Annotated in this window: 10 protein-coding genes and 1 riboswitch; of the genes, 6 read left to right on the forward strand and 4 right to left on the reverse strand. The window is 72.0% G+C overall.

From position 1 onward, the window contains the following. Positions 1-4 precede the first annotated feature (4 nt). Positions 5-1,276 (reverse strand): citrate synthase, encoded by a 1,272-nt coding sequence (locus K7854_RS25040; protein WP_226028804.1) that lies wholly within the window; start codon positions 1,274-1,276, stop codon positions 5-7. Between the two features lie 124 nt (positions 1,277-1,400). Here K7854_RS25040 and K7854_RS25045 point away from each other — a divergent pair, with 124 nt between their 5' ends. Next, positions 1,401-2,573, forward strand: a complete 1,173-nt coding sequence (locus tag K7854_RS25045; protein WP_226028805.1) for a citrate synthase/methylcitrate synthase — start codon at positions 1,401-1,403, stop codon at positions 2,571-2,573. Between the two features lie 138 nt (positions 2,574-2,711). Here the strand turns inward: K7854_RS25045 and K7854_RS25050 are convergent, their stop codons facing one another. Both K7854_RS25050 and K7854_RS25055 read right to left on the reverse strand, forming a co-directional pair. After that, positions 2,712-2,948, reverse strand: coding sequence for a hypothetical protein (locus tag K7854_RS25050; RefSeq protein WP_115744584.1), 237 nt, complete (start codon positions 2,946-2,948; stop codon positions 2,712-2,714). 116 nt (positions 2,949-3,064) lie between these two features. Beyond that, on the reverse strand, positions 3,065-3,595 hold the full coding sequence (locus tag K7854_RS25055) for a DUF6082 family protein (protein ID WP_226028806.1): 531 nt from the start codon (positions 3,593-3,595) through the stop codon (positions 3,065-3,067). 286 nt (positions 3,596-3,881) lie between these two features. On the opposite strand from K7854_RS25055, the gene K7854_RS25060 reads away from it, so the two are divergent. Beyond that, on the forward strand, positions 3,882-5,015 hold the full coding sequence (locus K7854_RS25060) for a CobW family GTP-binding protein (protein ID WP_226028807.1): 1,134 nt from the start codon (positions 3,882-3,884) through the stop codon (positions 5,013-5,015). Between the two features lie 6 nt (positions 5,016-5,021). Here K7854_RS25060 and K7854_RS25065 read toward each other — a convergent pair whose 3' ends face one another. Then, positions 5,022-7,478 carry a DNA gyrase/topoisomerase IV subunit A gene (locus K7854_RS25065; RefSeq protein ID WP_226028808.1) on the reverse strand — a complete coding sequence of 819 codons (2,457 nt, stop codon included), beginning with the start codon at positions 7,476-7,478 and terminating at the stop codon, positions 5,022-5,024. Between the two features lie 326 nt (positions 7,479-7,804). On the opposite strand from K7854_RS25065, the gene K7854_RS25070 reads away from it, so the two are divergent. The 4 genes from K7854_RS25070 (at position 7,805) to K7854_RS25085 (ending at position 12,515) form a co-directional block, all read left to right on the forward strand. After that, on the forward strand, positions 7,805-9,157 hold the full coding sequence (locus K7854_RS25070) for a M16 family metallopeptidase (protein WP_226028809.1): 1,353 nt from the start codon (positions 7,805-7,807) through the stop codon (positions 9,155-9,157). Beyond that, a complete protein-coding gene (locus tag K7854_RS25075) occupies positions 9,154-10,542 on the forward strand; it encodes a M16 family metallopeptidase (protein WP_226028810.1) in 1,389 nt (462 codons plus the stop codon). The genes K7854_RS25070 and K7854_RS25075 overlap by 4 nt, the downstream gene beginning before the upstream one ends. Before the next feature lie 191 nt (positions 10,543-10,733). Next, a riboswitch (cyclic di-AMP (ydaO/yuaA leader) is annotated at positions 10,734-10,898 on the forward strand. A gap of 12 nt (positions 10,899-10,910) precedes the next feature. Next, positions 10,911-11,675 carry a M23 family metallopeptidase gene (locus tag K7854_RS25080; protein ID WP_226028811.1) on the forward strand — a complete coding sequence of 255 codons (765 nt, stop codon included), beginning with the start codon at positions 10,911-10,913 and terminating at the stop codon, positions 11,673-11,675. Between the two features lie 144 nt (positions 11,676-11,819). Beyond that, positions 11,820-12,515 carry a GntR family transcriptional regulator gene (locus K7854_RS25085; RefSeq protein ID WP_226028812.1) on the forward strand — a complete coding sequence of 232 codons (696 nt, stop codon included), beginning with the start codon at positions 11,820-11,822 and terminating at the stop codon, positions 12,513-12,515. The last annotated feature ends 89 nt before the right edge of the window (positions 12,516-12,604 follow it).

Consider the following 12,604-nt stretch of genomic DNA (forward strand, 5'->3'; position numbering starts at 1 on the left):
CGTGCTACTCCGGCAGTGCTCGCGGCGGCCTCGGACCCGAGTACAGCCCGCTCGGCCGCATCCGCAGCGGGCGCTCCCCGTACTCCTCCAGGGCGTGCGCGATCCAGCCCGCCGTACGGGCCACGGCGAAGATCGTCTCGGCCGCGGTGGGGGCCATGCCGGAGGACGCGGTGAGCACGGCGAGCGCCAGGTCGACGTTGGCGTGCAGCGGGGTGTGACGGGCGGCGGTGGCCTGGACGTCCCGGGCCGCCGCGAGTGCGGGCGCCGCCCGGGGGATGTCCTCCAGGAGAGCGAACAGGGCACGCGCGCGCGGGTCCTCGCCGGGGTAGAGCCGGTGGCCCAGGCCCGGGATGCGTCGGCCGGCCCGCAGCTCCTCCGCGACCACCGGCGCCGCGCTGCCCAGGTCGAGGACCTCCAGCAGCATCCGGTGCGCGAGTCCTCCGGCGGCACCGTGCAGCGGTCCCTCGATCACGCCCAGTCCCGCGGACACGGCCGCGTAGGCGTGCGCACGTGCCGACGCGGCGACCCGCACGGCCAGCGTCGAGGCCGCCAGGTCGTGGTCGGCGAGGAGGCTCAGCGCCGTGTCGAGGGCGCGCAGGGAGGGCTCGTCGGCGTCCTGCCCGCTGAGCCGGGTCCACAGCTGGTGGGCGATCGGGTCCTGGTCGTCTCCGTCGCGCAGGACGGGGGGCAGCGCGGCGACGAGGGTGGGGATGAGGACGCGCGCCGTGCCCAGCACCGCGTCCTCGGCCAGGCCGAAGCGGAGCGGGTCCGCGACCGCCGCGGCGATGGCCGCCACACGGAGCCGGTCGGCGGGGCCCGCGTGTTCGGGCAGGGCGTCGACGGCGCGGCGGGCGACGGACACGGAGGCTGCGGGGGCCCGGAAGACGGTGCCGGGGCGCATTCGCCCCGTCCAGAGCCACTCGGCCACCTCCTCGTAGGTGTGGCGAGCGGCGAGTTCCACCGCGTCGACGCCCCGGTAGTAGTACCGGTCGCTCTCGATGAGCGTGAGGCGGGTGCGCACGGTCAGCTCCTGCCCGGTGGCCGGGGTCGCGGCCGTGGTCGTGCCGCCGTCACGCCGGTTGCGCCGGGCGAGGGCCCGCACCTCGTCGGCGTCGAAGGTGCTGCCCCGGGAGCCGGGCGTGCGCCGGCTGTCGAGCTGGCCGCGGCTGACGTACGCGTACACGGTCTCGGGCTTCACCCCGAGCAGTTCGGCCGCCTCCCTGGTGGTCAGGCGCCGCTCGCTGTCGGCGGGGTGGTCGGGCTGTTGATCGCGCATGAGGTCACCGTATCGATCGAAGGCGGTCTGTGTTGAGCCGTCGGGTCGTCATGTATTGATTTAATCAATATTGACAGAAGTGCAGTCAAGTATGGACAGTTGAGTCAAGTTCAAGGAGGTAATCATGTCCGTCAACAAAACCGCAGCCGCCGCACCGACCGTCGAGGTGCCGCGCGGGCTCGCCGGTGTCGTGGTGGCCGAGACCGAGGTCGGCGACGTACGAGGGCTGGAGGGCTTCTACCACTACCGCCAGTACTCGGCCGTCGAACTCGCCCAGAGCCGCAGCTTCGAGGACGTCTGGCACCTCCTGATCCACGGGGAGCTCCCCGACGCGCGGCGCGGCGCCGCCTTCGCCGCCGAGACCGCGGCGCTGCGGCGACTTCCCGCTGCGGTGCGCGCCGCCCTGCCCGCCATCGCCGAGGCCGGCAGCCGCTCGGGACCGCTCGCCGGAATGCGTACCGGCCTGTCCCTGCTGGGCGCCGCCCTGGGCTTCGGGCCGGTGTACGACCTCTCGGCCGACCGGCGCAGGCAGGACACCCTGGTCGCCGCCGCGGCCGTACCGACGCTGCTGACGGCGCTGCACCGGCTGGGGCGCGGACTGGAACCGGTGGAGCCCCGCGAGGATCTGTCGTACGCGGCGAACTACCTCTACATGCTGACCGGTGAGGAGCCGGACGAGGCTCGCACCCGGGCGATCGAGCAGTACCTGATCTCCACCATCGACCACGGGTTCAACGCGTCGACCTTCACCGCGCGGGTCATCGCGTCGACGGGTGCGGACGTCGCGGCCTGCCTGGCCGGTGCGGTGTCGGCGTTGTCCGGCCCGCTGCACGGCGGCGCGCCCAGCAGGGCGCTGGACACCCTGGACGCGATCGGTACGCCCGACCGCATCGACGCCTGGATCCGGGAGCGGGTGCTCGCGGGTGACCGCATCATGGGTTTCGGCCACGCGGTGTACCGCACGGAGGACCCGCGCTCCCGGATGCTGCGTGAGGTGGCGCGGCGGTTCGGCGGCCCGCGCGTGGAGTTCGCGGTCGAGGTGGAGCGGCAGGTCGAGGCGATCCTCGCGGAGCTGAAGCCGGGGCGCGAACTGCACACCAACGTCGAGTTCTACGCCGGCGTGGTCATGGAACTGTGCGGCCTGCCCCGCGAGATGTTCACGCCCACCTTCGCGGCGGCGCGGGTGGTGGGCTGGAGCGCGAACATCCTGGAACAGGCGTCCGACTCGAAGATCATCCGGCCGGTGGCCAGGTATGTGGGGCCGGGGGCGCCGGTAGGGGTGCCGGCGGTGGCCTGAGCAGCACGAGCGGCCTGGTGCCGTTCGGGCGCCAGGCCTGGTCGGGGGAGCGTCGAGCAAGGACGGGGTGCCGGGTTGCTCGCCGGTGGTGGCTCCGTGCGCCGTCGTCGGTGGGTACGGCCGGAGACACGGTTGACGTCAGGCGTCCGGGATGTCCGCCTTGGCCCGGATGAGGGTCTCCCGGCTGACGACCACGATGCGCTCGTAGTCCGCACGGGAAGCATCGGCGGGGAGTTCACCCTCCAGGGTCTCGGTCGCCTCGGTGCCGATAACGGCGAAATTGCCGTCGCTCAGCTCGAAGAGGTCCGGACAGCTGGCTCCCGAGGTACTGCCGCGCGAGCTTGGAGGCACACCGATGCGGCGCACGATTTTCAAGGGGTACCGGTCCTTCTGGGTTGGCCATTGTACGGGGAGCACGTTACTGAAAACGCGGCCCGGGCGTGCTCTCCGGGGCGAAGACACTCCCGGAAGCGTGATCGGTCCGGCGAGCCTCAGTCGGACGGAGGCGTGCCCACCACCCACCACTCGTCCGTGTCGGCTTCGTCCAGGTCCTTGAGGAGTCCGTCCACCATCGTGCCGACGCGCGACTCCACCGACGTGGCCTTGAACGAGGCCCGCTGCTGCCTCGAAGCCTCCCAGTACTCCCGCATCAGCGGGGTCTGGAAGAGTTCGCGCAGGTGCCCGAACAACTCCTCCTGGTCCAGGATCTCCGCTTGGTGCAGGTGGAAGAGGTTGATGTACCAGGCGTTGGCGAAGAAGAACTGTCGCCGCTTCTGCGCCGGGATGCTCTTGTCGTACGTGTCGATGACCTCCGCCAGCGAGGGGTCGTCGAGCGCCCTGTTCAGCAACTCCCAGTGCATGCGCTGCTGGTGCCGCAGGGTCTCGCGCCGCAGCGCCAGCTCCTCCAGCCGCAGCCGGCGCTCGTGCAGCCGGATCCGGTCCAGCCGCCGCTGCCGCGCGGCCAGCAGCATTCCGGCCGCGGCGGAGCCGAACCTCCCCGTGATCTTCTTCCGAGTGACCATGTCAACCCCCGAATCAGGCGGCCGCCCGCCGGTCGTCGAGTGCGGGTCGGCTGACGGGGACCGGCGAGCGATGGCGGCGCTTGCCGCCTCCAGGGTGCCGAGCGGCGCTGATCGACGGGGAGGCGGAGAACGGGCGCACGGAGGGAAGCGAGGGTCGCACGGTCCGGCGCCTTGGAAAACGTCTGCCCCGCGCACGCTGCTAACAATCGTTCACTTCGTGCCGACTGCCGTGGACCGTATCCTGAGCAGGCAATTCCGCATGCGTGGGTGAGAGAGAGGTCGCACGGTGGGGCAGCGCCCGACTCCGCAGCAGATTCCGGTCGTCGTGCTCGCCGGGTTCCTCGGCTCCGGGAAGACCACTTTGCTCAACCACCTTCTGCACCGCAGCGGAGGCAGCCGTATCGGCGCCGTCGTCAACGACTTCGGTTCGATCGAGATCGACGCGATGGCCGTCGCGGGCGCCCTCGGCGACTCCACGGTGTCCCTCGGCAACGGATGCCTGTGCTGCGCCGTCGACGCGAGTGAACTCGACGGATACCTGGCCCGGCTCGCCCGCCCCGAGGCCGGCATCGACGTGATCGTCATCGAGGCCAGCGGCCTGGCCGAACCGGAGGAGCTGGTGCGCATGCTGCTCGCCAGCGAGGAACCCGGGGTCGTCTACGGCGGGCTCGTCGAGGTCGTCGACGCCGCCGAGTTCGACGGCACCCGCGCGAGGCATCCCGAGATCGACCGGCACCTGGCCCTCGCCGATCTCGTCGTGGTCAACAAGACGGACCGGGCGCCGGACGCCGAGCGCGTCCTCGCCCTCGTGCGGTCGCTCGCCGACGGCGCCGCCGTCGTGCCCGCCGCCTACGGCCGCATCGACCCCGAATTCCTCTACGACTGCCGGCCCAGTGAGGAGCGGGTGGGGCAGCTGTCCTTCGACGACCTGCACGACCACGCGGAGAGCGGCGAGAGCGGGGCGTGCGGCGAGGGCGGCGCCCGCCCCGGGCACCTGCACGCCGCCTACGACACCCTGTCGTTCGTCTCCGACCTCCCGCTCGACCCGCGCCGGCTCATGCGCTTCCTCGACAGCCGGCCCGAGGGCCTCTACCGGATCAAGGGGTACGTCGACTTCGGCCCGTACGACACGCGGAACCGGTACGCCGTCCACGCCGTCGGCCGCTTCCTGCGCTTCTACCCCGAGCCCTGGACCGGCCCCGGGGCCACGGACACCGCCGACGCCACCGGCGTCCGCCGTACCCAGCTCGTCCTGATCGGCACCGGCATCGACACGGCGGCGCTGCGCGAGGGCCTCGACGCGTGCCGCCGGGACACCGACGCCCCGCCCGCCGACGAGCACGGCATGTGGGGCGTCCTGCGCTACGTGCCCGACGGAGAGGAGCCCGACGGCGCGGAGCCGCCGGACACCACCTCCTAGGCCTTCCTACGCCGGGCCCGCCACCACGGACACCGTCTTCGGCAGCGACACGCCCGAGCCGTCACGGCGCGGGTCGATGTCCGGCAGCTGGGCCGGCGTGCCGTTCTTCTGCGCGGCGCGGGCCGGGGCCGCGCCCGCCCAGGCGAAGGCCAGGCAGTCCTCGCCCTTCAGGAACCGCTGGCAGCGCACCCCGCCCGTCGCGCGGCCCTTGCGCGGGTACTGGTCGAACGGCGTCAGCTTGGCCGTGGTCTGCACGGAGTCGTCCAGCGTGCCGCGCGACCCGGCCACCGTGAACACCACCGCGTCCGCCGCCGGGTCCACCGCCGTGAACGAGATGACCTTCGCGCCGTCGGCGAGCTTGACGCCCGCCACACCGCCCGCCGGACGTCCCTGCGGGCGGACCTGTGCGGCCTGGTAGCGCAGCAGCTGGGCGTCGTCCGTGATGAAGACCAGGTCCTCCTCCCCGGTGCGCAGCTCGACCCCGCCGACGATGCGGTCGCCCTCCTTGAGGGTGATGACCTCCAACTCGTCCTTGTTGGCGGGGTAGTCGGGCACCACCCGCTTGACGACGCCCTGTTCCGTGCCCAGCGCGAGCCCCGGCGAGGACTCGTCCAGCGTGGTCAGGCAGACGACGTCCTCGTCGTCCTCCAGGGACACGAACTCCGCCAGCGGTGCGCCGCCCGCGAGGTTCGGCGTCGGCATGGCCTCCGGGAGCTGGGGCAGGTCCACCACGTTCACCCGCAGCAGCCGTCCCGCGGACGTCACCACGCCCACCTCGCCGCGCGCCGTGGCCGGCACCGCCGAGACGATCAGATCGTGCTTGACCCGCTTGGCACCCGCCTCCGTGACGAGGGGCTCGTCGGTCGCGGTGCGGGCCAGCAGGCCCGTCGACGACAGCAGCACCCGGCACGGGTCGTCCGCCACCTGGAGCGGCACGGCGGCGACCGGGGCGCCGCCCGACTCCAGCAGCGTCGTACGGCGGTCGGTGCCGAACTTCTTCGCCACCGCCGCCAGTTCGGCCGAGACCAGCTTGCGCAGCTCCGCGTCCGAGTCGAGGATGCGGGTCAGCTCCTCGATCTCCGCGTTCAGCCGGTCCTTCTCGGACTCCAGCTCGATGCGGTCGTACTTGGTGAGCCGGCGCAGCGGCGTGTCCAGGATGTACTGCGTCTGGACGTCGCTCAGCGAGAAGCGCTCCATCAGGCGCTGCTTGGCCTGCGCCGAGTTCTCGCTGGAGCGGATGAGCCGGATGACCTCGTCGATGTCGACCAGGGCGGTGAGCAGGCCCTCCACCAGGTGCAGCCGGTCGCGCTTCTTGCTCCGGCGGAACTCGCTGCGCCGCCGGACGACGGTGAAGCGGTGGTCGAGATAGACCTCCAGCAGCTCCTTGAGGCCCAGGGTGAGGGGCTGGCCGTCCACCAGGGCGACGTTGTTGATGCCGAAGGACTCCTCCATGGCGGTCAGCTTGTAGAGCTGCTCCAGGATCGCCTCGGGCACGAAGCCGTTCTTGATCTCGATGACCAGGCGCAGCCCGTGCTCGCGGTCGGTGAGGTCCTTGACGTCCGCGATGCCCTGGAGCTTCTTCGAGCCGACCAGGTCCTTGATCTTCGAGATGACCTTTTCCGGGCCCACCGCGAAGGGCAGCTCGGTGACGACCAGGCCCTTGCGGCGGGCGGTCACCGTCTCCACGGACACCGTCGCGCGGATCTTGAAGGTGCCGCGCCCCGTCTCGTACGCGTCCCGGATGCCGGGCAGGCCGACGATGCGGCCGCCGGTGGGCAGGTCGGGCCCCGGCACGTGCTTCATCAGCGCGTCCAGGTCGGCGTTCGGGTGCCGGATCAGGTGCCGGGCCGCCGCGATCACCTCGCGCAGGTTGTGCGGCGGCATGTTCGTCGCCATGCCGACCGCGATGCCCGAGGCGCCGTTGACCAGCAGGTTCGGGAAGGCGGCGGGCAGTGCCGCCGGCTCCTGCTCCTGGCCGTCGTAGTTGGGGGCGAAGTCGACGGTGTCCTCGTCGATGGACTCCGTCATCAGCCCGGCGGCCTCGGCCATCCGGCACTCCGTGTACCGCATGGCGGCCGGCGGGTCGTCATTGCCCAGCGAGCCGAAGTTGCCGTGGCCGTCCACCAGGGGCACGCGCATCGAGAACGGCTGGGCCATGCGGACCAGCGCGTCGTAGATCGACGCGTCGCCGTGCGGGTGCAGCTTGCCCATGACCTCGCCGACGACGCGGGCGCACTTCACGTAGCTGCGCTCGGGCCGCAGGCCCATCTCGTTCATCTGGTACACGATGCGGCGGTGCACCGGCTTGAGGCCGTCGCGGGCGTCCGGCAGCGCACGGGAGTAGATGACCGAGTACGCGTACTCGAGGAAGGAGCCCTGCATCTCGTCGACGACGTCGATGTCGAGGATCTTCTCCTCGTACGAGTCGTCGGGCGGCGGGGTCTTCGTACTACGGCGGGCCATCGCTGCCGGCTCCTTGCTGAAGCGTGAACGGTGATCTGACGCCGTCCATTGTGGACTGCGGCACTGACAGCGACCGACCAGGACCCGTCACGGGCTGCCCGGCCCGGCGCTGCCCGCAGGGTACGCCCTCGCCACCGCCCGCCGTCCCCGGCGGCCCGTCAACCGCGTTCTCGCTCTCGGCGTACGGGGCCCGGGAACTCCACCGGCGGCCCGCACGCTTGCATACAGTGGCAGGACCGGCGGAATTCCGCAGTTCCGCCCACTGATTTCCACCCGGTGGTCCACCCAGTGGTCCCACCGAGTACTCCGCGATCGAAGGGACGTACATGCCCATGGGTCACACGGCCACAGCCCAGGCAGGCTCCGGCGGCCTGACAGCGACCGAGCACCGCCTGGCCAACGGCCTGCGCGTGGTGCTCTCCGAGGACCACCTGACCCCGGTCGCGGCGGTGTGCCTCTGGTACGACGTCGGCTCGCGCCACGAGGTCAAGGGGCGCACCGGCCTGGCTCACCTTTTCGAGCACCTCATGTTCCAGGGCTCCGCCCAGGTCAAGGGCAACGGCCACTTCGAGCTGGTGCAGGGCGCGGGCGGCTCGCTCAACGGCACCACCAGCTTCGAGCGGACCAACTACTTCGAGACCATGCCCGCCCACCAGCTGGAGCTCGCCCTCTGGCTGGAGGCCGACCGCATGGGCTCCCTGCTGGCCGCCCTGGACGACGAGTCCATGGAGAACCAGCGGGACGTCGTCAAGAACGAACGCCGCCAGCGTTACGACAACGTCCCCTACGGCACCGCGTTCGAGAAGCTGACCGCCCTCGCCTACCCGGAGGGCCACCCGTACCACCACACGCCGATCGGTTCGATGGCGGACCTGGACGCGGCGACCCTGGAGGACGCCCGCGCCTTCTTCCGCACCTACTACGCGCCGAACAACGCGGTGCTGTCGGTCGTCGGCGACATCGACCCCGAGCAGACGCTGGCCTGGATCGAGAAGTACTTCGGCTCCATCGCCTCGCACGACGGCAAGCAGCCTCCCCGGGACGGTTCGCTGCCGGACGTCATGGGCGGGGAACTGCGCGAGATCGTCGAGGAGGAGGTCCCGGCCCGCGCCCTGATGGCGGCCTACCGCCTGCCGGAGGACGGCACGCGCGCGTGCGACGCGGCCGACCTGGCCCTGACCGTCCTGGGCGGCGGCGAGTCGTCCCGCCTGTACAACCGGCTCGTACGCCGCGACCGCACGGCCGTCGCCGCCGGGTTCGGCCTGCTGCGGCTCGCCGGGGCGCCGTCCCTGGGGTGGCTGGACGTGAAGACGTCCGGCGACGTGGAGGTGCCGGTCATCGAGACGGCCATCGACGAGGAGCTGGCCCGGTTCGCCGAGGAGGGCCCCACGGCCGAGGAGATGGAGCGCGCCCAGGCCCAGCTGGAGCGCGAGTGGCTGGACCGCCTGGGCACGGTCGCCGGCCGCGCGGACGAACTGTGCCGGTACGCCGTCCTGTTCGGCGACCCGCAGCTCGCCCTCACCGCCGTGCAGCGGGTCCTGGAGGTGACCGCGCAGGAGGTCCAGGAGGTCGCCAAGGCCCGCCTGCGCCCCGACAACCGCGCGGTGCTCGTCTACGAGCCCACCGCCCCCGCCGACGAGACCGACGCCACCGACGAGAACGAGGAGGCGGCCAAGTGACCGAGCTCGCCACCATGGAATTCCACGCCCAGCCGCAGGCCGGCGACCCCAAGCCGTGGGCCTTCCCCGCCCCCGAGCGCGGCAGCCTCGACAACGGCCTCACCGTGCTGCGCTGCCACCGCCCCGGCCAGCAGGTCGTCGCCGTCGAGGTGCTCCTCGACGCCCCCCTGGACGCCGAGCCGGCCGGCCTCGACGGCGTGGCCACGATCATGGCGCGCGCCTTCTCCGAGGGCACCGACAAGCACTCCGCCGAGGAGTTCGCCGCCGAGCTGGAGCGCTGCGGCGCCACCCTGGACGCGCACGCCGACCACCCCGGCGTGCGGCTGAGCCTGGAGGTGCCCGCCTCGCGTCTCGCCAAGGCCCTTGGCCTGCTCGCCGACGCCCTCAGGGCGCCCGCCTTCGCGGACGGCGAGGTCGAGCGGCTGGTGCGCAACCGGCTCGACGAGATCCCGCACGAGCTGGCCAACCCCTCCCGGCGCGCCGCCAAGGAACTCTCCAAGGAGCTGTTCCCGGCCGACTCGCGCATGTCGCGCCCGCGCCAGGGCACCGAGGAGACGGTCGCGGCCATCGACTCGGCGGCCGTACGCGCCTTCTACGAGCGGCACGTGCGCCCCGCCACGGCCACCGCGGTGGTCGTCGGCGACCTCACCGGCGTCGACCTGGACGCGCTGCTCGGCGACACCCTGGGTGCCTGGACCGGCTCGGCCGCCGAGCCGCGTCCCGTGCCCCCGGTGACCGCCGACGACCGCGGCCGGGTCGTCATCGTGGACCGTCCCGGCGCCGTCCAGACGCAGCTGCTGATCGGCCGCACCGGCGCCGACCGGCACGACCGGGTGTGGCCCGCGCAGGTGCTCGGCACCTACTGCCTCGGCGGCACCCTCACCTCGCGCCTGGACCGCGTCCTGCGCGAGGAGAAGGGCTACACCTACGGCGTCCGGGCGTTCGGCCAGGTCCTGCGTTCGGCGCCGGACGGCACGGGCGCCGCGATGCTCGCCATCAGCGGCTCCGTCGACACCCCCAACACCGGTCCCGCACTGGAGGACCTGTGGACGGTGCTGCGCACGCTCGCCGCTGAGGGGCTCACCGACGCCGAGCGCGACGTGGCCGTGCAGAACCTGGTGGGCGTGGCGCCGCTGAAGTACGAGACGGCGGCGGCTGTGGCGGACACGCTCGCCGACCAGGTCGAGCAGCACCTGCCCGACGACTTCCAGGCGACGCTCTACCGTCAACTGGCCGCCACGGGCACCGTGGAGGCCACGGCGGCGGTCGTGAACGCCTTCCCGGTGGACCGCCTCGTGACGGTCCTGGTCGGCGACGCGGCGCAGATCAAGGAGCCCGTGGAGGCCCTCGGGATCGGCGAAGTCACCGTGGTGGCGGCCGAGTAGCGGCACGCGCGTGTGAGAGCCCTGGTGACCGGAGTGTCACCAGGGCTGCCGTTTGTCCGAATTGAGGGAGTGGCTGCCCCTCTGCCCTGTGGCGTGCGCTACAAAAAGCCTGTTGCGTTTGAGGATTGAACACAGCCGCGTTTAGCGTCTTCCGGGCTGTTCGTCAGGCAGTGCGCCGCACCCGCGGCACCGGACAGTCATCGCCGAGTCCCCGTACGGCGCGAGCCAGGGGAGCCGGGGACCCACCGCAGTCCCTGGGGTGAATCGGACGCCCGCGCGCACCGCGAGGGGGTCCGTAGGAGACCTTCCACCTCCGAACCCGTCAGCTAACCCGGTAGGCGAGAGGGAAGGAAAGGACAAGCCTCTACATGGCGTTCACGCGCGCCACCGGGAAGCACCGCCGTCCCAGCCGGGTGCACCGCACCACCGCCCGCGCGGCGGGAGTCGCGGCCCTCGCCACCACCGGCGTCGTCGGCACCCTCGCGGCTCCGGCGCTCGCCGCCGAGCCCGAGGTCGAGCAGAGCGGACTCACCCCGGTCGTCACCATCGGCGACTCCATAGCCGACGAGATCGACGCCCAGGCCGTCGCCCAGAAGCAGGCGGCCGTGGACGCCGCCGCCCGCGAGGCGGCCCGGGAGGCGGCCCGCGAGCGGGCGGCCGAGGCGGCCAAGGAGGCGCGCGAGGCCAAGGAGCGCGCCGCGCGGGAGGCGGAGCGCAAGCGCCTCAACACCTTCGTCGCGCCGATCACCGCCTCCTACGTCTCCACCGGGTACCAGGCCGGCAGCTCCCTGTGGTCCTCCGGCAGCCACACCGGCATCGACTTCCACGCCTCCAGCGGCACGACCGTGCACGCCGTGGGCGTCGGCACCGTCGTCGAGGCCGGCTGGGGCGGGGCGTACGGCAACCAGGTCGTGATCAAGATGCACGACGGCACGTACACGCAGTACGGACACCTGTCGTCCATCGGTGTCTCGGTCGGCCAGTCGGTCGAGCCCGGACAGCAGATCGGCCTCTCCGGCGCCACCGGCAACGTCACCGGACCGCACCTGCACTTCGAGGCCCGTACGAGCCCCGAGTACGGCTCCGACATGGACCCCGTCGCCTACCTCCGCTCCCACGGCGTGAACGTCTGACGGAAGACGACGGAGAACGTCGCGAAAAAAGCCCCGGCTTCCCGAGCCGGGGCTTTTTCGCATTTAATGTCGCATGATTGGCCCGAGGTGACTCAACGCGCGTCAATCGTCGACGTTTCACGGGGACCAAAACGGAGGTCGGTCATGCGTATTCCGGCGCATTCGGTGTGCACGGCGATCCGGGACGACATCGTCGCGGGCGTCCACGGCCGCGGCAGCCGGCTCACCGAGGAACTCCTCGCCCGCCGCTACGGAGTCTCCCGCGTCCCCGTCCGCGAGGCGCTGCGCACCCTGGAGGCCGAGGGCTTCGTGGTGACCCGGCGGCACGCGGGCGCATGCGTGGCGGAGCCGACCGAGCGGGAGGCCGCCGACCTGCTGGAGACGCGCACGCTGCTGGAGCCGCTCGGTGCCTCCCGGGCCGCCGGGCGGCGCACCGAGGCCCACCTCAAAGTGCTGCGCGGCCTGGTCAGGCTGGGGCAGGAGCGGGCCAGGCAGGGGGCGGGCGAGGAGCTGCGCTCACTGGGCGGCTGGTTCCACGAGACCCTCGCCCGGGCGGCGGACAGCCCCTCCCTGACGGCGCTGCTGACCCAGCTCCGCCAGAAGATCGACTGGATGTACGTCGTGGAGGCCCCGGCCGGTCCGCTGGAGTACTGGGCGGAGCACGGGGCGATCACCGACGCGGTGGCCCGGGGCGACGGCGAACGCGCACGGGCGCTCATGACCCTGCACGTCGAGCGGTCGGCGTCGGCGCACCGGCTGCGGTTCGCCTCCGGCGGGGGGCGGAAGGAGCGTGTGAGGAATGCGCAACATCCCGTAAACACGGCGGGCCCGCAGCGGTAACGCGGCTGCCGTATAAAAAGGGCGGGGAATTGCACTCGAAGTTTTCTGCTGCCCGTAAACAGAATGCATGCAAGCGGAATGCATGGGCG

The organism is Streptomyces hyderabadensis, assembly GCF_020404845.1.
GTDB lineage: Bacteria > Actinomycetota > Actinomycetes > Streptomycetales > Streptomycetaceae > Streptomyces > Streptomyces hyderabadensis.

Coding starts and splice junctions, on each gene's coding strand:
- K7854_RS25040 (WP_226028804.1), bottom strand. CDS start 1,276: ATGCGCGATCAACAGCCCGACCACCCCGCCGACAGCGAGCGGCGCCTG.
- K7854_RS25045 (WP_226028805.1), top strand. CDS start 1,401: ATGTCCGTCAACAAAACCGCAGCCGCCGCACCGACCGTCGAGGTGCCG.
- K7854_RS25055 (WP_226028806.1), bottom strand. CDS start 3,595: ATGGTCACTCGGAAGAAGATCACGGGGAGGTTCGGCTCCGCCGCGGCC.
- K7854_RS25065 (WP_226028808.1), bottom strand. CDS start 7,478: ATGGCCCGCCGTAGTACGAAGACCCCGCCGCCCGACGACTCGTACGAG.
- K7854_RS25070 (WP_226028809.1), top strand. CDS start 7,805: ATGCCCATGGGTCACACGGCCACAGCCCAGGCAGGCTCCGGCGGCCTG.
- K7854_RS25080 (WP_226028811.1), top strand. CDS start 10,911: ATGGCGTTCACGCGCGCCACCGGGAAGCACCGCCGTCCCAGCCGGGTG.
- K7854_RS25085 (WP_226028812.1), top strand. CDS start 11,820: ATGCGTATTCCGGCGCATTCGGTGTGCACGGCGATCCGGGACGACATC.